This is a genomic window from Pseudomonas sp. GM102 (genome assembly GCF_000282555.1).
Taxonomy (GTDB): Bacteria; Pseudomonadota; Gammaproteobacteria; order Pseudomonadales; family Pseudomonadaceae; genus Aquipseudomonas.
In genome coordinates, this window is record NZ_AKJB01000046.1 from 71,707 (window position 1) to 94,081 (window position 22,375).

Sequence of the window (22,375 nt, forward strand, 5' to 3'; positions counted from 1 at the left end):
GTTGCCATGCGCTGGGTTTGCATTCTCTTCCCGCAATTGGCGCTGGACGCGGTACTGCGTCAGCGCCCCGACCCCGACGAACCGCTGGCGCTGCTGACCGGTCCGGCCCAGCGCCGGGTGCTGCAAGCGGTCAACGGTTCGGCGCGGGCGCTGGGCTTGCGTCCCGGCCAGTCGATGACCGCCGCTCAGGCCCTGAGCAAAGGGTTTATCACCGCCGAATACGATGCCGCCGAGATCGAACACTGGCAGCAGTTCCTGGCCGCCTGGGCCTATCGGTTCAGTTCCCAGGTCAGCGTGCATTACCCGCGCGCCGTGGTGTTTGAAATCGAATCCAGCCTGGGTTTGTTCGGGCCCTGGCCGCAGTTCGAGGCGCGGTTGAGAGCGGAACTCGGCGAGTTGGGGTTTCGTCACCGGATTGTCGCCGCGCCCAACCCGGTGGCGGCGCGGGTGCTGGCCAATGTTTATGACGGTCTGGTGGTGCCGGACAATGACGCCTTGCAGCACCATCTCGGGCAGTTGCCCGTTGACCGGATCGCCCTGGAGCCAAGCGTTGCCACGGCACTGTCGCGCATGGGGCTGCGCACCTTGAGTCAGGTGCAGGCGCTGCCTCGACATAGCCTGGCCCGGCGTTTCGAGGCCCCGGTACTCAAGCATCTGGACACCCTGTTTGGTTTACGACGGCTGGCGCTGGCGTTCTACCTGCCGCCGGACCGTTTCGATGTGCGCATTGAACTCAATTTCGATGTGCAATCCCATCAGGCATTGCTGTTTCCATTGCGCAGGCTGACCGGCGATCTGGCGGCGTTCCTCTGTGGACGAGACAGCGGTGTGCAACGTTTTGACCTGCATCTGGAACACGCCGGGTTGCCAGACACGCTGATCAAGGTCGGCCTGCTCAGCGCCGAGCGTGACCCGGCGATGCTGTTCGAACTGGCCCGGGGGAGGCTGGAGCAGGTTCAGGTCGAGGCGCCGGTGCGCGGTTTTCGTCTGCGCGCCGAAGAGCTACCGGCCTTTGTGCCCCAGTACCAGGAACTGTTCGATGATCGTCCGCAGCAGTCCTTGCCCTGGGAGCAACTGCGCGAACGCTTGCGCGCACGGCTGGGGGATGACGCGGTGCAAGGCTTGCGGTTCCAGGCCGATCACCGGCCCGAATGCGCGTGGCAGGCCAGTGTCAACAGCCAGACCTGCGAGGCATTGCCTGCCGTGCAACGTCCGGGCTGGTTGCTGACGGAGCCGCAGGCAGTACACGAAGGTTCGACGCGCATCCTCATGGGGCCGGAACGCATCGAGTCGGGCTGGTGGGACGGCGATGACGTGCGCCGCGATTATTACCTGATCGAAACCCGTTCCGGCCAGCAGGGCTGGGCCTATCGGGCGGTGGGTGAAGACGGTCCGTTGTGGCTGCAAGGCTGGTTCGCATGAGTGTCGACTATGCCGAACTGCACTGCCTGTCGAACTTCAGTTTCCAGCGTGGTGCTTCCAGTGCACTTGAGCTTTTTCAACGGGCGAAAAAGCAGGGTTATCAAGCGCTGGCGATTACCGACGAATGTACCCTGGCGGGTATCGTCCGCGCCTGGCAGGCGGCCAAGGCCGTGGAATTGCCGCTGATCATCGGCAGTGAAATACGCATCGAAGACGGTCCGAAACTGGTGCTGCTGGTGGAAAGCCTCGAGGGTTACCAAACCCTGTGCCGCTTGATTACCCGCGCCAGACGCCGTACGCAGAAAGGCCAGTATCAGGTGCTGCGGGAGGATTTCGGCGAGCCGTTGCCGGGGCTGTTGGCGTTGTGGGTGCCGGACGCCGTCGATGACGTTGAGCAGGGCCACTGGCTGAAGCAGACCTTCGCCGAGCGCCTGTGGCTGAGCGTTCAGTTACATCGCGGGCAGGACGACACCCGGCGACTGGCGGCGCTGCTGACCCTGGCGCGGGAACTGCGGATCCCGGCGGTGGCCAGCGGCGATGTGCACATGCACGCCCGTGGCCGTCGCGCCTTGCAGGACACCATGACTGCGATTCGTCATCACTTGCCGGTGGCCGAGGCCGGGTTGCGTCTGCACCCTAACGGCGAACGGCATTTGCGCAGCCTCGACGCCCTGCGCGAGCTCTATCCCCAGGCACTGCTCGACGAAACGCTGAGCATCGCCCGGCGCTGCACGTTCAACCTCGGTCAGTTGCGCTATCAATATCCCCGGGAGCTGGTGCCTGAGGGGCGCACGGCCACGTCCTGGCTGCGGGAGTTGGCCGAAAAGGGTGTTCGGTGGCGCTGGGAGAAAGGCCCTAAAGCCGAGGTGTTGGCGCAGATCGACAAGGAACTGCAGCTGATTGCCGAGCTGGGGTACGAAAGTTATTTCCTGACAGTTCACGACATTGTGAATTTCGCCCGCAAGCAACACATTCTGTGTCAGGGGCGCGGTTCTGCGGCCAACTCCGCGGTGTGCTACGTACTGGGGATCACGGAGATCGACCCGGAGCGGAGCACGTTGCTGTTCGAACGTTTTCTCTCCAAAGAGCGCAATGAGCCGCCAGACATCGATGTGGATTTCGAGCATGAGCGGCGTGAAGAAGTCCTGCAATACGTGTTTCAGCGTTATGGTCGGACCCGCGCGGCGCTGACGGCGGTGGTCAGCACTTACCATGGTGCCGGCGCAGTCCGCGACGTGGCCAAGGCACTGGGTTTGCCGCCGGATCAGGTCAACGCCCTGGCCGACTGCTGCGGCCACTGGAGTGATCAGGCGCCTCCCGTCGAGCGCCTGCGTGAAGGTGGTTTCGATCCCGACAGCCCGGTGTTGCGCCGGGTGCTGAGCCTGACGGGGCAGTTGATCGGTTTCCCCCGGCACCTGTCCCAGCACCCTGGCGGTTTCGTGATTTCCGAGCAGCCCCTGGACAGCCTGGTGCCGGTGGAAAACGCCGCCATGGCCGAGCGCACCATCATCCAGTGGGACAAGGACGATCTGGACGCGGTCGGGCTGCTCAAGGTCGATATCCTCGCGCTGGGCATGCTCAGTGCGATTCGTCGTTGTTTCGACCTGCTGCGTCGGCACCGTGGCCGCGACCTGAGTCTGGCAACGGTGCCGGCCGAAGATCCGCAAACCTACGAGATGATTGGCCACGCGGACACCATCGGGGTGTTCCAGATCGAATCCCGGGCACAGATGTCGATGTTGCCGAGGCTCAAGCCCAAAAATTTCTACGATCTGGTGATCGAGGTGGCGATCGTTCGTCCGGGGCCGATTCAGGGCGGGATGGTGCATCCCTACCTGCGGCGGCGTAAGGGCGAAGAAGAGGTGATCTACCCGTCGAAAGAACTCGAAGCGGTGCTGGAGCGTACGTTGGGCGTGCCACTGTTCCAGGAACAGGTGATGCAGATCGCGATTGTCGCCGCCGACTACAGCCCCGGCGAGGCCGATCAATTGCGCCGCTCCATGGCCGCCTGGAAACGCCATGGCGGATTGGAACCGCACAAGGAACGCCTGGCGGACGGAATGAAGAAAAACGGCTACACGGCGGAGTTCGCCGCGCAGATCTTCGAGCAGATCAAAGGCTTTGGCAATTACGGCTTTCCCGAATCCCACGCCGCCAGTTTCGCCTTGCTGACCTATGCCAGTTGCTGGTTGAAATGCCACGAGCCGGCAGCCTTCGCCTGTGCGCTGATCAACAGCTGGCCCATGGGTTTCTACAGCCCGGACCAGATTCTTCAGGACGCCCGCCGGCATCATTTGCAGATTCGTCCGGTGGACGTGCGGGCCAGCGACTGGGATTGCAGCCTGGAACCGATCACCGGCGCGCAGCCGGCCATTCGCATGGGGTTGCGGATGATCAAGGGCTTTCGCGAGGACGATGCCAGGCGCATTGAAGTTGCACGGTCGAAAGGGGCATTTGCCGACATCGCCGACCTTGGCGAACGGGCGCGACTCGATGCCCGTGCCCAGGAGCAACTGGCCGATGCCGGTGCATTGCGCGGGCTGGCCGGTGACCGGCATCGGGCGCGCTGGGAAGTGGCGGGGGTGCAGAAGCAGCTCGGCTTGTTTGCCGGTTTGCCGCGCCAGGAAGAGCCGACGGTGTCTTTGCCCAAACCCACCGTGGGCGAGGACCTGCAAGCCGATTACAACAGTGTCGGCACCACCCTTGGCCCGCATCCGCTGGCATTGCTGCGGGGTGAATTGAAAGCCCGGCGTTGCCGCAGTTCAAAAGAACTTATGGATGTCGAGCACGGCCGACCGGTCAGCGTCGCCGGGTTGGTGACCGGTCGGCAACGCCCGGGCACCGCCAGCGGCGTGACCTTCGTAACGCTTGAAGACGAGTTCGGCAACGTCAACGTGGTGGTCTGGCGCGACCTGGCCGAACGGCAACGGCAGGTACTGGTCGGCTCGCAATTGCTCAAGGTCGATGGGCGCTGGGAAAAGGAAGGCGAGGTGCGGCATCTGATTGCCGGGCGCCTGAGCGACCTGAGTTCATTGCTTGACGGTATCCATGTGCGCAGCCGGGATTTCCGCTGAACCCTGCGACATTCAGCTATACCTCTATGAAACCATTGGCGTCGGCGGTGCTCGAAACAAACGGGCACGCACCGTCTCCTCACGGCGTTGCACTGCCTGAAAACATGTCATCCACAGGACATAGGCCAGTCGATGCAGTTTCTAGACAATAGCCACGGATGTACCGGCTGGAGCGGCGAAATGGCCGGACGCATTCGCGCGTTCGACTGGAGCCTGACCGAGCTCGGGAGCATCGATACCTGGCCCGGGAGCCTGTGCAGCGCGGTGCAATTATTGCTCGCCTCACCCCTGCCGATGGTGATGCTGTGGGGCCGGCCCGGTTACATGATCTATAACGATGCCTACTCGAGATTTGCCGGTGGGCGCCATCCTTACCTGCTGGGTTCGCCGGTAGAGTTGGGCTGGCCAGAGGTCGCCGAATTCAATCGGCATGTGGTAGACACCTGCCTTGCGGGCGGCACCTTGTCCTATCACAACAAAGCCCTGGTGCTGTTGCGTGATGGCGTACCCGAAGACGTCTGGATGGATCTTTACTACAGCCCCGTCGCCGATGATGACGGGCACCCGGCCGGGGTCATGGCGATGGTGGTCGACACCACTGACCATGTGATTTCCGAGCGCCGCCGCCAGGAAGCCGAAAGCGCTTATCGCGCCGACAACGAAAGAGTTCGCCTGGCTCTTAATGCCGGGGCTTTGCTCGGCTCGTTCGTCTGGGATATCAAGGCTAATGTGCTGTCTGCCGACGAACGCTTTGCCCGCACGTTTTCCTATCCGCCTGACCAGGACCTGGCCAACCTGCCACCGCTCATCGCCGAAATGCAGATCCATCCCGACGACCGTAGTTGGGTTCAGGAACGGATCCATCAGTCGGTGGAAACCGGCGTGCCCTACAACGCCGAATACCGGGTCCTGCGCCCCGATGGCAGTTACCTGTGGGTGCTGGCCAGCGGGTGTTGCGAGTTCAATGAGCAAGGCGAGGCGTTCCGCTTTCCCGGGGTATTGATTGACATCCACGAACGCAAGACCGCTGAAGAGTCGTTGCTCAAATTCACCCGTAACCTGGAGCAGCGAGTCGCTGATGAAGTCGAAGCGCGGCTGGTGGCCGAAGAGCAGCTGCGTCAGTCACAGAAACTCGAAGCCATCGGCGGTCTCACCGGCGGCGTGGCCCATGACTTCAACAACCTGTTGCAGGTGATCGCCGGCAACCTGCATTTGCTGGCGCGTCATGAACCGGACAACGCCAACGTGCAACGTCGGGTCAGTGCGTCGATTGCCGCGGTCGAGCGCGGTGCCAAATTGTCGTCGCAATTGCTCGCATTCGCCCGTCGTCAGCCTTTGTCGCCGGCGGTCTGCGATCCACGGCAGATCTTCGAAGGCCTGGGAGAATTGTTGCAGCGGGCGCTGGGGGAGACTATCCAGATCAAGGTGACGGCGCCTGACGATCCATGGCATCTCTACGTGGACCGCAATCAACTGGAAAACGCCATTCTCAACCTCGCGATCAACGCTCGAGACGCCATGAACGGCGAGGGGACCATTGCCCTGAGCGCCGAGAACATTGTCCTCGACCACAAATTTTGCGCAGGCAAGGGCATCGTCGCCGGCGACTATGTTTGCGTCGCGGTGGCTGATACGGGTGTCGGTATGCCGCCTCAAGTGCTCGCACAGGCCTTCGAACCGTTTTTCACCACCAAGGCCGACGGCCAGGGCACCGGCCTGGGTTTGAGTATGGTGTTCGGTTTCGTCAAACAGAGCGACGGTCATATCGAGATTTCCAGTGTCGTCGGGCAGGGCACTCGGGTGCAGCTGTATTTCCCGCGCAGTTTGCGCCCGTTGCCCGGTGAAACAACGCGCCATGATCCGCAGCACCGTGGCGGGCACGAAACCATTCTGGTGGTCGAGGACAACGAAGCGGTGCGTGGCTCGGCGGTCGACTTGTTGCATGAAGAGGGCTATCAGGTTCTGACCGCGGCCAACGGTGACCTGGCCATGCAGATGTTGCTCGATGGCGCGGCGGTGGACCTGATCTTCACCGATGTGGTCATGCCCGGTCTGATCAAAAGCTCGGACCTGGCCGCCTGGGCCAAGGTGCAGAATCCTCCGGTGGCGGTGCTGTTTACCTCCGGTCACACCTGGGACATTATTTCGCGCAATCACCAACTCAGCCCCGACACTTATCTGCTGAGCAAACCTTATGGCCCTGAAGCGCTGTTGAGTAAGATCCGCAATGTGCTGGGGGGTTGAGACCTGTAGGCTGTAATGCGATCGCCCCTGTAGGAGCGAGGCTTGCCCGCGAAGAACGATGACGCGGGGTACCTGATACACCGCGGGGTTCTTGTTCGCGGGCAAGCCTCGCTCCTACAGGGGCTAACCGGCCGGCATCAAGGCTTACCCGCGCCGGGCAAGCCTTGTTCCTGTGGGGATTATTTGTCGGGATGAGCCGCCTGGAGTTTTTTCGCCATATCCAGGTGTTTTTCCAGCGCCGGCAACATTTTTTGTGCGAAAGCCTTGAGGTCGGTGGCGCCTTTGGTCTTGTCGTCCGTCACGGTATTGGCTTCTTTCTTGAACCGCTCAATGGCTTCTTCATGAGCCTTCACCTGATTGTTGGCATAGGCTGTGTCGAAGGATTCATCGCGCAGGTCGAGAATTTTTTCCTTGGCCTGTTTAACCATCGTCGTCGTGTCTGGCACTTCGATGTCATGCTTTTTCGCCAGTGCCGCCAGTTCTTCATTGGCTTTGGAATGATCGGTAACCATCATATTGGCGAACGCCTTGATGTCGGCCGATGAGCTTTTTTCCAGGGCCAGTTTGCTGGTCTCGACTTCCGCGATGCCGCCCGCGACCGCGTCATCGACGAAGTCGTTGGAATCGGCGGCGAAAGCTGTGCCCATGCTGGTGCTCAAGGCAACGGCCAGGGCGAGGTGACGCAGATTGAAGCCGTCCATTGATCATTCTCCACACAGGTTTCTATGGGCGATCCGGGTGATCGTTATTCAATGGAGGCGGGCGTTCGGGTAAAGGTTTTATCGCGTTTGCGACAGGACGACGAACGGACACCGCTGGTCTGATAGACGGTCGACAGAACCGGGTAAGCGAGGCCATTCTGATAGCTGGTGAACGCAATCGATCACGTTTGCCACCGATTAACAAACGGAGGTGTTCCATGCCGGTGACCCATGACCTTTATCAGGATTTGCGCTGCACGAAGGAAGAGATCCAGCAAAAACGCACCAAGGATCCGTTACTGGATTCACTGCTCAACAAGTACTCCCAGGCGGACGCCGAAGTATTGAAGGCCGAGTCCGCACAATCGGATGCGCCCAGCGATGACGCACTGAAGAAGCTCAAGGAGAAGCGCTTGCAGTTCAAGGACAAGATCGTCCAACAACTCCAGGCCCGGTCCTGACGCGCTACGTCGAGTCACCGACGATCGGTGACTGAAAAATTGGAACGGGGATAAATACCGGCACCTCGAACGATCAGAGCCCGACGTTACGGCTCCATGCGAGGTGCCTCATGCCCCATCCAGCCTTTCCCCATAAACAAAAATATCCCAGCGAAGAACAGGGCGGCTATGACCCGATCCCGACTCATCCCGAACCCCTGAGCCCAGGACGCACCACCGTCAACCCCGAGGATGAACCGGGCATCGATGAATTGCCGGACAATGAGGACATAACGCCTCTGGAACAGGATGACGTCACTGACATCGACCCGGAGCGAGTGCGCGAAGAGACAGACAATTCGGTTCGTGATGGTGAGATGGATCCGCGTTGATTCACGAGTGTTGATCACAAACTTCGCGGCAACCCCAATCAACTGTGGGAGCGGGCTTGCTCGCGAATGAGGTCATGCCAGTCGACATCAATGTTGAATGTCAGTCCGCCTTCGCGAGCAAGCCCGCTCCCACAGGTTGATCATCGTTACTACTGCAATGCCGTGCTCAACGGCAACCGCGCCATGTGCCGCGCTTTCAGCGATCCCAGATACAACCAGTCCCCATACTCGCGCACGGTGGTGATGGGTGAGTAGTTGCCGCTGCTGGCGTCCTGCAGATTGGCAATCACTTTCCCGTCGAGGTCCAGGCCAAGGGCGAAGGCGCGTTTCTCCACCGGTTTGGGCAGGACCGTCAGCGCGCGCACGATCATTTTGCGTACCAGAGGGTAGGGCGCCGTGGCGTCGAGCAGCGCATTGCGCGGTGCATACAACGCTACCCAGAAACGGTCGCGACCATTGAATGCCAGGTTGTCCGGCAACCCTGGCAAATTGTCGATGAACAGATCGTGGGTTCCGGCTTTCGGCCCGGTCAGCCAATAGCGGCTGATGCGATAGGCGCCGGTTTCGTTGACCAGCACAAACGCATCATCAGGCCCTAGGGTCACGCCGTTGGCGAACTCCAGTTTCTCCAGCAGAACCGTCGTTTTGCCGGTCTGGAAGTCATATCGCAGCAATCGGCCGTCACCGCCGTGCTCGATGATCGCCTCACCATCCTTGCCGTAACCCCAACGGCTGGAAGCATCGCTGAAATAGGCGTAATGCCCGGGCTTGTCGATGACCACGTCATCGGTAAAACCAAAGGGCACGTTGTTGGCCGTGGTGCTCAATGCAATCAACCGGCCCTGGGCATCGAGCGACAGCAAACCCTTGACCCCGTCGGCGATCACCAGCAAACCATTGGGGTGCCGCGCCAGGCCCAATGGCCTGCCGCCGGTATCGGCCAGCACCTTGGTGGTTTTGCCGTCGAGGCTGGTGCGAATCAACCGGCCGTCATGCAGACCGGTGATCAGGACGTCTTCCTCCAGCAGCAACGCCTCCGGGCCGTCGATGTCAGCGGCACCGACACGTTCTACGCCTTTGAGGCGCTGATTGTCGGTGTAGATGCCATCGATGAGGGAGGGTGCTGGTGACGGTGTCCAGGCGATCGGCTGGACCTTGGTGGGTAATAACAACAGGAAGCCGCCAATCACGATGATCAGCAGCAACAATAAATGCCGAAACCTGAAGGCTCTTTTCACGCGGTGACTCCTGTCGAGGCCAGATGTCTTTGCGCCATCTGGCGTAACGCCAGCATCGATTGCGCCGATTCATGCTCAATGCGCCGTTTGAGCAACAATCGATTGGCGATGCGCATCAGTACACCGCTAAAGCAATATTCCAGGGTGCGGACAAACCGCGTGCTGTCGCCAAAAGCCTCGCACTCGTAAGTCACCACCAGCGACAGTCCATGATCGCCCCGGGCCCGAGCGCTCCAGCGGCGACCGGGCAGGTATTCGCTGACCTCCCAGCGCAAATGCCCCTCGCGTCCGCCGGCCCGAATGTCTTCCTCGAACCGCGCCCCGGCGTACAACGGGCCGCTCTGGCCATCGACCTTGAGGGAGGACGGATGCCACTCCGGCCAACGTGTCGCGGTGCTGGCGTAGGCGAGCACGGCGAGCGGATTTCCAGCGATATCGATCACGTGCTGCAGGCGGCTGGGCGTTCTCGTCAGGTGTGGAGGCGCTTGTTCCGGTTCCCAGTGCAGGGTGCCGAACAGGTAGTCCATCAGTGGAAACACGATATTGAAATTGCGCTCCTGCATCAGCTCACGGCGATGGTGCAGTTCGTGCAGACGGCGCATCTGGCGAATCCACGGCAGACGTGTCAGCGGGTTGCCGGGCGGTAGATGTTCGCAGGCATGGAACACTTCATAAGTCAGGTAACCGAGGACCATGCAGCCGCCGAACAACCCCGCGACGTTGCCGTTGAGCTGAGCCAGCAGCCACCAGGCAGGCGCGGTGATGACGAGGGTATGCAGCACGATCAGCCAGGCCGGAAATAGAATCACCCGCCAGTCCCGGATGCTGTCGTAGGTCATGTGGCCGGGGGTGAAAAAGCTGTGATGGTCACCGGCGTGACGGGCGTAGAACATTCGCGCCAAGCGCTTTTTATGGTGCCCCAGATGCCGATGCACGACGTAAACGCCGAAGTTGAAGAACAACAGGGTCAGCGGCACCGCCAGCCATTCCAGGGGGTGTACCTGATGCACGGTGCTCCAGAACGCGCCGATGGCCAGCAGCCCGAACAGCAACACAAACACGCCGTGCAACCAAGGGTTGTAGAGCGGATGAATGTCGGCACGGTAGCGCGCGCGGAATGCTTCGGTGGTCTGCCTCACTGAGTGCACCTGTGGTTATTGTTGTAACCAGCAGATTAGCCGATCCCGCCGCAGAGGCTGGCTGAACCTTGAGGGCACAAGCGCCATGCTCAGGTGCAAGGCGCCTGGCGTCAGGTCAACGGGTTCCAGCGCTGGGACCAGTCGTCGTCCGTCTTGATCACTTCGCGCAGCAAATCGAAGGCTCGTTGCAAGGTCGCCGAGTCGCGGTCTCGGGAGTAAACCAGGTAGGTCGGGTAGCTGAACTCCGGAGCTTTGGGTACTGGCTCCAGCACGCCGCTTTCCAGGTAGCTCTGGACCACGCGGGTGCGGAAATAGCCGCTGCCGCCGTTTTCCAGGATGTATTGCAAGGCCAGCGGGCCGAGGTTGAAGCTCAAGGCTGCCTTAGCCTTTTCCGGCAACGCGGCATCGTGTTGACGACGGAAGTCCGGGCCCCAGTCGATATACACGTAAGGATCGGGCTGTCCGGCCAGGCGTACCAGGATGAGTTTCTCTTCCAGCACCTGTTCGACTTGCAGGCGCGGCCAGTACTCAGGCTGATAGACCAGCGCTGCATCCAGCACCCCCAGCTCCAGTTGGCGCAGGAGGTTTTCGCCGTCGCGGATTTCCATGCGCAATGCGTGGCTGGGAATTTTCTCGCGCAACTCGCCAGCCCAGCTGAGCATCAACGGGTTGCACAGGCTGACCTCGCCACCGATGTGCAGCACGTCGCGGTAGCCCTCGGGCAGCGGCAAGTCACGACGCGCCGCTTCCCAGGTCTGCACCAGTTGATTGGCGTAAACCACAAAGGCCTCACCGTTCGGCGTCAGGCGCGCCCCGGCGCGGTTGCGCACGAACAGCGTGCTGCCGAGCTGACTTTCGAGCTTTTGCACGCGGGCGGTGATCGCGGTCTGGGTGACGTGCAGCTTTTCAGCCGCCGCGGCCAGACTGCCGTGGCGGACGATTTCCAGAAAGGTGCGGGCGAGGTCGATGTCCATGGGCAGGCCGATGCGGGAGGTGCGGGCATTGTAAGAGCAGCATTTGTCTTCCGATACCACTTGTGGCGAGGGAGCTTGCTCCCGCTGGGGCGCGAAGCGGCCCCAAGACCCGTCGACGCGTAATGTCAGATAAACGCGTCTACCTGTTTTATGACTGCTACGCAGCCGGACGGGAGCAAGCTCCCTCGCCACAGGTTTCACTGTCTGGCCCAGTCACCTCATGCCAAACGATCAATCCGCCAACTCGACCTCCCTTACCACCGCCCACTGCGCCACCAACCGCCGCGGCGTGCCACACGCCTTGTGCTTGAACACAAAATTTCGGCATTTCTCGGCAAACTGTTTGCGGTTCTGCACCATGTCCAGTTGCATCTCTTCCAGCTCGGCATTGCGACAGTGCAACATCAGCTGAGTCTCGAGCTGGCTTTTGCGTTCACGCACCGCCTGATACGCCGGATCACTCAACGCACCATTGGCCCGCTGCAACAACCACAGGCCAAACTCGTCAGGGCAGCGCGGACCGATTTCCTGGACCATGCCCAGTTGCAAGGCCTGAGTGGCGCTGACCGGCAGGCAGTCTTCAGTGAGTTTTTCCGCCATTGCCCGGCCGACGGCGCGGGGCAGGCTGTAGGTCCAGTACTCGGAGCCATACAGGCCCATGGTTTTGTAATGGGGATTGAGCACGATGTCGGATCGGGCGAAGACGATGTCGGCCGCCAGCGCCAGCATCACGCCGCCGGCCCCGGCATTGCCGGTCAGGCCACTGACCACCAGTTGCCGGGCGCTGAGCAGTTCCTGGCAGACGTCATCGATCGCCTGAATATTGGCCCAGGCTTCCAGCCCCGGAACCGCTGCGGCCTGGATCACGTTGAGGTGCACGCCGTTGGAGAAACTGCCGCGCCCACCCTTGATCAGCAGCACTTGGGTGTCCCGGGACTTGGCCCAGCGCAGGGCCTCCACCAGTCGCAGGCACTGTTCGGTGCTCATCGCGCCGTTATAAAACTCGAAGGTCAGCTCACCGACATGCCCCGACTCACGGTAGCGGATCGGTTGATAGGACTCGTTGTTGAAGGGCCGGGAGGCGATCGACCAATCCAGGGTCGGTACTTGCGCCAGCTGTTCGGCGAGCACATGCCGGGCCGGGCGTTTGAAGGTTTCTTCACCGGGCCGGGGTTTGCGTCGCAGCGAACCGATCCACAGGCCGTGATCGCCGGTCGCCACCAGCACCGCATCGTCATGCACCGCGAGAATTTCCCCCGGCGTACCGCTGCGCGAATCCAGGTGGGCGTCATACAGGTAATACTGACCGCCGGCCAGGCTCGCCAATACACCGGGCTGGCCGTCGGCAGCGTCGATACAGCGTTTGATGAAGCGTGAGCTGTCGTGCCAGCTGAAGGATCGGTCGGCTTGCTTCATGTTCGGCTGCAAGCGGCCAATCACATGGCGTTGGTTGTAATCCAAGGGCACCGGAACGAAACCGGCGATGAACTTTTCCACGACTTCGCGGATGCAAGTGATCGTCGCATCGCTGACGCGACCGTTGTACAACTCGGATTTGCGCAGGTCCTGGGGCAAATTGAATTCACAGGTGGCCCAGACCGGCCCGGCATCCATTTCCTCCACCGCTTGCAACGCGGTCACGCCCCAGCGGTTGAGTTCGCGGGTGATCGCCCAGTCCAGCGCACTGGCGCCACGGTCGCCGACGATGCCTGGATGGATGATCACCACGGGACGCTGGCGGTTGCTCCACAATTGTTGCGGTACCCGATCCTTGAGGAACGGGCAGATCACCAGATCGGCGCCTGAGTGTTCGATCTGCTCGCACACCGCCTCTTCATCGGTGAACAGCACCACGCTGGGCGAATGGCCGGCTTGACGCAAGTCCAGCCAGGCCCGTTGGGTCAGCCCGTTGAACGCTGACGCCAGCAGAATGATTTTCAATGACCGCATGATTGACTCTTCCTTGAGAATAACGGGCCGCAGGCTCCCAATGAGCCGTCCGTGGCCTTCGATGGAAGCGCGATAGTAGTGATTGCTAGGGGATGAGCAACTGATCGAGATCAAGCTTGTGTCAGTGGGTGTTTCGGGACAGAAGGTTGAACAGCGATTTAATGTGGGAGCGGGCTTGCTCGCGAAGACGGTTCAACATTCAACAGTGATGTTGACTGTCAGTCCGCCTTCGCGAGCAAGCCCGCTTCCCACATTAGATGGATGGTGTTTGGAAATATTTTGTTCAAAACGCAAAACACGAACAGCCAAACGCCCCCCAGAACCCTTGAAAGTCGCTGACCGGCGCTGACGACAACCGCGCCCGCTCATGGCTGTGGGCATGCACCGCGCAAGCGCCCACGCATTGATGTACTTGCGCGGTCAGCGGCGCCAGTGGTTTCCAGTGTCCCGGCACATTCACCACCGGCGACCATTCAGGCACTACCGGAATCGGTGGTGGCCCCAGCTTTTCGAACTCGACGCTGCCGTAGACGATCTTGCCGTCGACAATGGTCAGCACCGACTCGATCCATTTGATGGCTTCGTCTTCGATGTGAAAGTAGTCCGCCGACAGCGCAATAAGGTCCGCCAGTTGCCCGACCTTGATCTGGCCTTTCTTGCCTTGTTCGGAAGAAAACCAGGCGCTGCCGTGGGTGAACAGTTCCAGCGCCGTATCGCGGCTCAAGCCTTGCGGGTACAACGCTAACCCGCCGACGGTGCGGCCGCTGACCAGCCAGTACAGCGAGGTCCAGGGGTTGTAGCTGGACACGCGCGTGGCATCGGTGCCGGCGCCCACCGGCACACCTTCGGCCAGCATGCGCGCGATCGGGGGTGTCGCTTCGGCCGCCTTCGCGCCGTAACGGTCGACAAAGTACTCGCCCTGGAACGCCATGCGATCCTGGATCGCGATACCGCCGCCCAAGGCTTTGACCCGTTCAATGTTCCGTGGGCTGATGGTTTCGGCATGATCGAAGAACCACGGCAAACCGTCGAATGGAATATCCCGATTGACCTTCTCGAACACGTCGAGCATGCGGCTGATGGATTCGTTGTAGGTGGCGTGCAGGCGGAAGGGCCAGCGCTGCTCGACGAGGTGGCGGACCACCGGCTCCAGCTCTTGCTCCATGGTTTGCGGCAGGTCGGGGCGAGGTTCGAGGAAGTCTTCGAAATCCGCTGCCGAGAACACCAGCATTTCCCCGGCACCGTTGTGCCGCAGGAAGTCGTCGCCTTGGCCGTAATGGGAGGTACTGGTCCAGTTTTTGAAGTCGGTCAGCTCTTCCTTGGGTTTTTGGGTGAACAGGTTATAGGCAATGCGCACCGTGAGTTGTTGGTCTTTGGCCAGTTGCTGGATGACTTGATAATCGTCCGGGTAATTCTGATAACCGCCGCCGGCATCGATGGCGCTGGTGACGCCCAGCCGATTGAGTTCACGCATGAACTGGCGGGTCGAGTTGACTTGATACTCCAGCGGCAACTTCGGTCCCTTGGCCAGGGTCGAGTAGAGAATCATTGCGTTGGGGCGGGCGATCAGCATGCCGGTGGGGTCGCCATTGGCATCACGCTGGATCTCACCACCCGGCGGGTTCGGCGTGTCGCGGGTATAGCCGACCACTTTCAGCGCGGCACGGTTGAGCAGAGCGCGGTCGTAGAGGTGCAGGACGAACACCGGGGTGTCTGGCGCGGCCTTGTTCAGTTCTTCAATCGTCGGCAGGCGCTTCTCGGCAAACTGGAATTCGTTCCAGCCACCGACCACCCGCACCCATTGCGGCGTCGGTGTGCGATCGGCTTGATCCTTGAGCATGCGCAAGGCATCGGCCAGAGATGGCACGCCTTCCCAGCGCAGCTCAAGGTTGTAGTTCAGGCCGCCACGGATCAAGTGCAGGTGAGAGTCGTTGAGACCGGGAATCACCGTGCGGCCATGCAGGTCGATGATTTGGCTGCCGGGGCCTTGCAGGGCCATTGCCTGGGCGTCGCTGCCGACCACTATGAAGCGTCCGTCCTTGATCGCGACGGCACTGGCCTGGGGTTTCTTGCGGTCGACGGTGTGCAGGCGTCCGTTGTACAGAATCAGATCGGCCGGGGCATCGGGCATGGTTTTACTCCCTGCGAATAGTGGGCTGACCCAGGCACCGACGGCGCCTGCCGAAAGGCCTTGCAGTACACGACGACGGTTGAATCCGTCGCGGTCGTCAGGTGGGCTCATGGCAGTGCTCTCCACAAAATTCTTCCAAAAGAAGTGAGGGCAAACAGCCGATGTCTGACGCATGCGGCCAGAAGGAATATAGTCGGCAAATCCACAGATAGCCGTTTTCCGAGGGCGAAAACGACGAATCCCGCCACGAGGGGCGGGATTCGTTTGCAGCCAGACGTGCTCCCGAAAGACGGGAGCGACGTGCTTAGGCCGGGAACAGCTCGGACAGTTTCATGGCCAGCATCATGTCGCCTTCAGCGCGCAGTTTGCCACCCATGAACGCTTGCATGCCGTCGGTCGAACCGTCGACGATGCCTTCCAGGGTTTCGCCGTCCATTACCAGAGTGACCTGGGCGTCCGGGTTCTCGCCTTCTTGCAGTTCGCAGGTGCTGTCTTTGACGATCAGCGAGAAGTGCTTGGTGTCGTCGATGCGGAAACCGAATACCAGGTCCAGACCGGCAGCAGCGGCTGGGTTGAACTTGGCTTTCATTGCTTGTACGGCATCAGCTACGGAGGTCATGGTTCGATCCTTTCTTGGGTAATAAGAGCTGGGTGATTACAGCCAGGGTCACAATAATCCGGACTCAGCGAAACGTGATGAGTTCCGGGGCCTTCAGCAGTTGCAGGTGTGCATGACTGTTGAAGGAAGCCAGGGCCACCTCGCGACCACGAAACTTGAGCAGGTTGAGCGAGGTGTTGACGATTTGCCAGTTCAGTTCAAAGGCCTGCTTTGCGGGCATTTGCGTAATGAGGTGGAGCAGGGCAGTGATGGTGCCGCCGGAGGTGAACACGGCGATTTTCTGGGTATTGTCGGCTTGTTCGAGCAATCGATGCAGACCGGCCTGCACGCGTTCGACGAAACCCAGCCAGCTCTCCAGGCCCGGTGTGTCGTAGGTGCCTGCGAGCCAGCGCTCGATGATCAAGGCAAAGATGCGTTGGAATTCAGCACGGTTTTGTGCGGCGTTGCGCAGGATATCCAGCGCGTGGGGCTCGTCCTCCAACATGGCCGGCAGCAGGGCACGGATCACCGCGTCGGCGTCGAATTCGTTGAAAGCGGAATCGATTTCCAGCACCGGCACCGGCATTCCGACGGCGGCGAACTGTTCCAGCGCGCTGTTGGCGGTATGTTGCTGGCGGCGCAGGTCGCCCGACAGGCAGCGATCAAAGCTGACACCGAGTTCGGCCAGGTGCTGACCGAGGAGTTCTGCCTGGCGAATACCGGTCGGCGACAGGACGTCATAGTCGTCTGCACCAAAGGAGGCCTGGCCATGTCGAATCAAATAGATACTGCCCACGTCCGCGTCATCCCGGTACGTTGAAGGTTTGGCGAGGTTATGAGGATGGCGGTGAGCTGTCAATGAAAAAACATACGCTTGTTTGAAATGCCCGTTACAGGCCTGTTGCCAAAGGTTTCATGACTGGTCGCCGGGCCAGCGCATGGGTATGCTGGAGGTATCCCGCGCGTGTTTAATCCGCGCATTGATTGAAGGAGTCCCTGTGGAGCTTTTGTTCGAGTACGCCATTTTCCTGGCCAAGACCGTGACTCTGGTGATCGCCATTCTGGTGGTCCTGGCCAGTTTTGCGGCGTTGCGCAGCAAGGGTCGGCGCAAGTCGCCGGGCCAGTTGCAAGTCAGCAAACTCAATGATTTCTACAAAGGGCTGCGCGAACGCCTGGAGCAAACCTTGCTCGACAAGGATCAGCTTAAGGCCTTGCGCAAGTCCCAGGCTAAAACCGAGAAAAAGCAAAAGAAGCAACCCGAGGCCAAAGCACGGGTGTTCGTGCTGGATTTCAACGGTGACATCAAGGCATCGGCCACTGAGAGCCTGCGCCACGAAATCACCGCGCTGCTGACCCTCGCCACGCCGAAGGATGAAGTGGTGCTGCGCCTGGAAAGCGGCGGCGGCATGGTCCACAGCTATGGCCTGGCGTCTTCGCAACTGGCGCGGATCCGTGAAGCCGGCGTGCCGTTGACCGTGTGCATCGACAAGGTCGCGGCCAGTGGCGGCTACATGATGGCGTGCATCGGCGAGAAGATTATCAGTGCGCCGTTCGCGATCCTCGGCTCGATCGGTGTGGTGGCGCAGTTGCCCAACGTCAATCGCCTGTTGAAAAAGCACGACATCGACTTCGAAGTACTGACGGCCGGTGAGTACAAGCGCACCCTGACGGTATTCGGCGAAAACACCGAGAAAGGCCGGGAGAAATTCCAGGAAGACCTGGACATCACCCATCAGCTGTTCAAGAACTTCGTTTCCCGCTATCGCCCGCAACTGGCCATCGATGAAGTGGCCACGGGTGAAATCTGGCTGGGCGTCTCGGCCCTGGACAAGCAACTGGTGGATGAGCTCAAGACCAGCGATGAATACCTTGCCGAACGAGCCAAGCAGTCCGAGCTCTATCACTTGCATTACGCGGAACGCAAAAGCCTGCAGGAGCGCATCGGTATCGCGGCCAGCGGTTCGGTTGATCGCGTGTTGCTGAACTGGTGGAGCCGGTTGACCCAGCAACGCTTCTGGTAAACATCTTCCGGCCGTCGTTTACGCCGGACACAAAAAAGCCCTGAAACGGATGTCCGATTCAGGGCTTTTTGTTGTACGCGTACTTAGCGGCGACGGAACAGCGGCAGCGGTTCGTCGGTGGCGGCCTGATAGGTCACCGAGAAGTCCTTGAGGCCTTCAAGGGCTTCGTACGGGTCTTTATCGGCGCGAATCGCAAACGCGTCAAAACCGCAGCGGTGCAGGTAGAACAACTGGTCGCGCAGCACATCGCCGATCGCCCGCAGTTCGCCTTTGAAACCGTAACGGTCACGCAGCAGGCGGGCGTTGGAGTAGTTGCGGCCGTCAGTGAAGGCCGGGAAGTTCAAGGCGATGACCTGGAACTGGTCCACGTCTTCACCGATTTCTTCGGCTTCTTCATCGGCATCCAGCCATACGCCAAGGCCGCCATCGCGGGCCTTGAGCATGCGGCTGTGTTCGCGCCACAACTGCAACGGGACAATGTAGTCGTCGCAGTTGCTGATCTCGTCGATATTGAAGTCCTTGGGCAGCAAGTGCCAGGTTTCGTCGACGACTTCGTTGTTCTTAATTATTCGCTGCATAGACGCGCTCCTTGAAGAGGTCGATGCCGATACGCTGATAGGTGTCGATGAAGCGCTCGTCTTCGGTACGTTGTTCGATGTACACGTCGATCAGCTTCTCGATCACGTCAGGCATGGCTTCCTGTGCGAAAGACGGGCCGAGGATCTTGCCCAGGCTCGCATCGCGACTGGCGCTGCCACCCAGGGACACCTGGTAGAACTCTTCGCCTTTCTTGTCCACCCCGAGAATGCCGATGTGACCGACGTGGTGGTGACCACAGGCGTTCATGCAGCCAGAGATGTTCAGGTCCAGCTCGCCAATGTCGAACAGGTAGTCCAGGTCTTCGAAACGGCGCTGGATCGACTCGGCGATCGGGATCGACTTGGCGTTGGCCAGGGAGCAGAAATCGCCGCCCGGGCAGCAGATGATGTCGGTCAGCAAACCGATGTTCGGCGTGGCGAAACCTTGCTCGCGCAATTCGCCCCACAGGGCAAACAATTGGCTCTGCTCGACATCGGCCAGAATGATGTTCTGCTCGTGGGAGGTGCGCAGTTGGCCGAAGCTGTAACGATCGGCGAGGTCGGCAACGGCATCGAGCTGCTTGTCGGTGATGTCGCCCGGGGCAACACCAGTCGGCTTCAGGGACAGGGTCACGGCCACATAACCCGGCTTCTTGTGCGCCAGGGTATTGCGGGTGCGCCAGCGGGCGAAGCCAGGGTGCTGTTTGTCGAGCTCGGCCAGTTCGGCGGTCTGGTTGTCCAGAGACTTGTAGTCCGGATCGACGAAGTGTTTGGCCACGCGATGCACTTCGGCGTCGGTCAACGTGGTCTGGCCACCGCGAAGGTGTTCCATTTCCGCGTCGACTTTCTGCGCGAACACTTCAGGCGTCAGGGCCTTGACCAGAATCTTGATCCGCGCCTTGTACTTGTTGTCGCGACGGCCGTAGCGGTTGTAGACCCGTAGAATGGCGTCGAGGTAGCTCAACAGGTCTTGCCATGGCAGGAACTCGTTGATGAACGCGCCCACCACCGGTGTACGGCCCAGGCCGCCACCAACCAGCACACGGAAACCCAGTTCGCCCGCGGCGTTATGCACCGGCTCAAGACCGATGTCATGGACTTCAATGGCCGCACGGTCGGAGGTCGAACCGTTGATGGCGATTTTGAATTTACGCGGCAGGTAGGCGAATTCCGGGTGGAACGTGGTCCACTGGCGGACGATTTCGCACCATGGACGCGGGTCGATCAACTCGTCGGCCGCGACACCGGCGAACTGGTCGGTGGTGACGTTGCGCAGGCAGTTGCCGCTGGTCTGGATCGCATGCATCTGCACGGTCGCCAGCTCAGCCAGGATGTCCGGGATGTCTTCCAGGGCCGGCCAGTTGAACTGCACGTTCTGCCGGGTACTGATGTGGGCGTAGCCCTTGTCGTAGTCACGGGCAATTTTGGCCATCATTCGCGTCTGGCGCGAAGTCAGTTGGCCGTAAGGCACCGCGACACGCAACATCGGCGCGAAGCGCTGGATATAAAGGCCATTTTGCAGGCGCAGGGGGCGGAATTCTTCTTCGCTCAGCTCGCCTGCCAGATAGCGTCGGGTCTGATCACGGAACTGCTTGACGCGGTCCTCGATGATCCGCTGATCGTACTCGTCGTATACGTACATATAAGTCCTGTTCTCAGGCTTGGGCCGGTTGGATACAGCTGCGTTTTCGCAAGCTTTCATCCGATACAGCCTCGGCAATTCTGCGCGCACGGCCGCGCACTCCCAACGGAGCCGACGCAAGATACCAGTTTGCAGTTATGCGCAAAAGTGATGTTTGAGTATATGCAAAGAACCAAAACGACTAATGAAACTCATAGGTTCAAAACCCACATTTGTGGTGCGGGCAATCATCGTCTTAACTGTGCTCGAGTCTTTATGCAATCACCGATAAAACCGACAAGAGGCGATGCAATGAGCAACCCAACCAAAGCAGGGAAAAGCGATAGCACGGTCGATGCCTGGGCGATTTTGTTCCTGATCATCCTGGTCGTGGGCACAGCGGTGTTCTGGGTCAGCCATCAATAAACGACCCCGTCCGGGCCCGGCGCCGACGATTGTCGGACAAAAGCCGGAATAAGCGCCGTTCCAGAAACTTCGCTGGCTATAATGCGCAGCGGATTTTCGGGGGCTCGGACGTGTTGAAGTTCTTCTGTGGTGTTGTGCTGGCGCTTGGTACGGTCTTGGGGCCGTGTGCCCAGGCCGCGTCCGTATTGTTCCTCAATCCCGGGACCACCCAAGAGGTGTTCTGGGTCAGTTACTCGCAGTTCATGCAGGCCGCAGCCAAGGACCTGGGCATGGATTTGCACATCCAGTATGCCGAGCGAAACGCTGAAACCACGCTCAAGCAGGCCCGCGAAGCCCTGCAAGGGCCGAATCGACCGGACTATCTGGTGTTCGTCAACGAACTGTCCGTCGCGCCCGAAATCCTGCGTCTGGCTCAAGGCAGCGGTGTGAAGCTGTTTTTGGTCAACAATGGCCTGACCCCGGACCAGGTGCGCCTGCTCGGCGCCCAACCAGACAAGTACCCCGACTGGCTGGGCAGTCTGGTGCCCAATAACGAGGAGGGCGGCTACTTGATGCTCAAGGAGCTGATTCGCCAGCATCGCCCAATCGCACCTGGTGAAGTCATTGATCTTGTGGCCTTTTCCGGCCTGAAGCTCACCCCGGCCGCGCAACAGCGTGAGAAGGGCATGATGCGGGCATTGGCCGAACACCCTGAAGTGCGGTTGCGCCAGTTGGTCTATGGCGGCTGGACCCGCGAGCGCGCCTATGAACAGGCCAGGTTATTGTTCAAGCGTTACCCGCAAACGTCGCTGGTCTGGTCGGCCAATGATGAAATGGCCTTTGGCGCCATGCAGGCCTACGCCGAAACGGGCGGCCAACCCGGCAAGGACGTGCTGTTCAGCGCCGTCAACAATTCACCGACCGCGTTGCAGGCGCTGTTGGAAGGGCGGTTGAGTGTGCTGTTGGGCGGGCACTTCACTCTGGGTGGTTGGGCCCTGGTGCAACTGCATGACTACGATCAGGGCGTAGACGTCAGCCAGTACGGTGGGCGCGACCGGCAGATTCCGTTGTTGCAGCTGATCGATCGCGCGCAAGCCAGGCGATTGCTGGCCTTGAGTGCGACTCAAAATTACGGCGTGGATTTTCGCAAACTCTCGGCCAAGGGGCGACCGACGTCGTATCGCTACCCGTTCAGCTTGCAAGCCCTGATGCACTGAGCCGGTTCAGATCCCCGTCAGGTGCAATACCAGTTTGACGATGCCAAACAGCGTCAACGCGAACACCGCCGTGAACAGAATCCCCAGAATCACGAAATGACTGGGCTTGCCGTGAGTGAAGTCCCGGGCCCGGTTCTTCCCGCTCTGCACCCCGAACGCTGCCGCCATGACGCTGTGCAGCATCTGCCAAAAGGTTGGCGGCTTGTTGTTGTCGACTGGATCGTCCATAA

The 22,375-nt window shown here is 60.4% G+C and carries 18 protein-coding genes; 7 read left to right on the top strand and 11 right to left on the bottom strand.

Going from position 1 to position 22,375, the window contains the following annotated elements; translation table 11 throughout:
• Window positions 1–6: 6 nt before the first annotated feature.
• From PMI18_RS20540 to PMI18_RS20530, 3 genes are all read left to right on the top strand, one after another.
• Window positions 7–1,422, top strand: coding sequence for a Y-family DNA polymerase (locus PMI18_RS20540; RefSeq protein WP_007898198.1), 1,416 nt, complete (start codon window positions 7–9; stop codon window positions 1,420–1,422).
• Window positions 1,398–4,496 (top strand): error-prone DNA polymerase, encoded by a 3,099-nt coding sequence (locus PMI18_RS20535; protein ID WP_443200864.1) that lies wholly within the window; start codon window positions 1,398–1,400, stop codon window positions 4,494–4,496. Before PMI18_RS20540 ends, PMI18_RS20535 begins: the two co-directional genes overlap by 25 nt.
• A 132-nt stretch (window positions 4,497–4,628) precedes the next feature.
• Window positions 4,629–6,740 (top strand): hybrid sensor histidine kinase/response regulator, encoded by a 2,112-nt coding sequence (locus tag PMI18_RS20530; protein ID WP_033036142.1) that lies wholly within the window; start codon window positions 4,629–4,631, stop codon window positions 6,738–6,740.
• Window positions 6,741–6,919: 179 nt separating this feature from the next.
• On the opposite strand, the gene PMI18_RS20525 is transcribed toward PMI18_RS20530, so the two are convergent.
• The gene (locus tag PMI18_RS20525) at window positions 6,920–7,441 is read right to left on the bottom strand and encodes a DUF4142 domain-containing protein (protein ID WP_007898201.1); all 522 of its coding nucleotides are present in this window, start codon (window positions 7,439–7,441) and stop codon (window positions 6,920–6,922) included.
• 218 nt (window positions 7,442–7,659) lie between these two features.
• Here PMI18_RS20525 and PMI18_RS20520 point away from each other — a divergent pair, with 218 nt between their 5' ends.
• Together PMI18_RS20520 and PMI18_RS30165 are read left to right on the top strand one after the other, a co-directional pair.
• Window positions 7,660–7,902 carry a DUF465 domain-containing protein gene (locus PMI18_RS20520; protein WP_007898202.1) on the top strand — a complete coding sequence of 81 codons (243 nt, stop codon included), beginning with the start codon at window positions 7,660–7,662 and terminating at the stop codon, window positions 7,900–7,902.
• Window positions 7,903–8,012: 110 nt separating this feature from the next.
• On the top strand, window positions 8,013–8,273 hold the full coding sequence (locus tag PMI18_RS30165; RefSeq protein WP_007898203.1) for a hypothetical protein: 261 nt from the start codon (window positions 8,013–8,015) through the stop codon (window positions 8,271–8,273).
• 149 nt (window positions 8,274–8,422) lie between these two features.
• On the opposite strand, the gene PMI18_RS20515 is transcribed toward PMI18_RS30165, so the two are convergent.
• The 7 genes from PMI18_RS20515 to PMI18_RS20485 form a co-directional block, all read right to left on the bottom strand.
• The gene (locus PMI18_RS20515) at window positions 8,423–9,511 is read right to left on the bottom strand and encodes an SMP-30/gluconolactonase/LRE family protein (protein ID WP_007898204.1); all 1,089 of its coding nucleotides are present in this window, start codon (window positions 9,509–9,511) and stop codon (window positions 8,423–8,425) included.
• On the bottom strand, window positions 9,508–10,650 hold the full coding sequence (locus PMI18_RS20510; protein ID WP_007898205.1) for an SRPBCC family protein: 1,143 nt from the start codon (window positions 10,648–10,650) through the stop codon (window positions 9,508–9,510). The genes PMI18_RS20515 and PMI18_RS20510 overlap by 4 nt, the downstream gene beginning before the upstream one ends.
• Before the next feature lie 110 nt (window positions 10,651–10,760).
• Window positions 10,761–11,624 (bottom strand): LysR family transcriptional regulator, encoded by an 864-nt coding sequence (locus PMI18_RS20505; RefSeq protein WP_007898206.1) that lies wholly within the window; start codon window positions 11,622–11,624, stop codon window positions 10,761–10,763.
• A 231-nt stretch (window positions 11,625–11,855) separates the two neighbouring features.
• The gene (locus tag PMI18_RS20500; RefSeq protein WP_007898207.1) at window positions 11,856–13,574 is read right to left on the bottom strand and encodes a hydrogenase maturation protein; all 1,719 of its coding nucleotides are present in this window, start codon (window positions 13,572–13,574) and stop codon (window positions 11,856–11,858) included.
• A 283-nt stretch (window positions 13,575–13,857) separates the two neighbouring features.
• Window positions 13,858–15,705, bottom strand: coding sequence for an amidohydrolase (locus PMI18_RS20495; protein ID WP_033036180.1), 1,848 nt, complete (start codon window positions 15,703–15,705; stop codon window positions 13,858–13,860).
• Between the two features lie 304 nt (window positions 15,706–16,009).
• Window positions 16,010–16,324: an SCP2 sterol-binding domain-containing protein gene (locus tag PMI18_RS20490; protein ID WP_007898209.1), complete on the bottom strand. Its 315-nt coding sequence runs from the start codon at window positions 16,322–16,324 to the stop codon at window positions 16,010–16,012.
• A 64-nt stretch (window positions 16,325–16,388) separates the two neighbouring features.
• Entirely contained in the window at window positions 16,389–17,099 is a 711-nt protein-coding gene (locus tag PMI18_RS20485) for a histidine phosphatase family protein (protein WP_007898210.1), read from the bottom strand.
• Between the two features lie 202 nt (window positions 17,100–17,301).
• On the opposite strand from PMI18_RS20485, the gene sohB reads away from it, so the two are divergent.
• Complete coding sequence (sohB, locus tag PMI18_RS20480) at window positions 17,302–18,324, top strand: protease SohB (protein ID WP_007898211.1); 1,023 nt, start codon at window positions 17,302–17,304, stop codon at window positions 18,322–18,324.
• 83 nt (window positions 18,325–18,407) lie between these two features.
• On the opposite strand, the gene PMI18_RS20475 is transcribed toward sohB, so the two are convergent.
• Both PMI18_RS20475 and PMI18_RS20470 read right to left on the bottom strand, forming a co-directional pair.
• Complete coding sequence (locus PMI18_RS20475; protein WP_007898212.1) at window positions 18,408–18,902, bottom strand: DUF934 domain-containing protein; 495 nt, start codon at window positions 18,900–18,902, stop codon at window positions 18,408–18,410.
• Entirely contained in the window at window positions 18,886–20,544 is a 1,659-nt protein-coding gene (locus tag PMI18_RS20470) for a nitrite/sulfite reductase (protein ID WP_007898213.1), read from the bottom strand. Before PMI18_RS20470 ends, PMI18_RS20475 begins: the two co-directional genes overlap by 17 nt.
• A gap of 515 nt (window positions 20,545–21,059) precedes the next feature.
• Between PMI18_RS20470 and PMI18_RS20465 the strand changes: the two genes are divergently transcribed.
• The gene (locus tag PMI18_RS20465; protein ID WP_007898215.1) at window positions 21,060–22,145 is read left to right on the top strand and encodes an ABC transporter substrate-binding protein; all 1,086 of its coding nucleotides are present in this window, start codon (window positions 21,060–21,062) and stop codon (window positions 22,143–22,145) included.
• A gap of 6 nt (window positions 22,146–22,151) precedes the next feature.
• Here PMI18_RS20465 and PMI18_RS20460 read toward each other — a convergent pair whose 3' ends face one another.
• Window positions 22,152–22,373, bottom strand: a complete 222-nt coding sequence (locus PMI18_RS20460; RefSeq protein WP_007898216.1) for a DUF2970 domain-containing protein — start codon at window positions 22,371–22,373, stop codon at window positions 22,152–22,154.
• Between the last annotated feature and the right edge of the window lie 2 nt (window positions 22,374–22,375).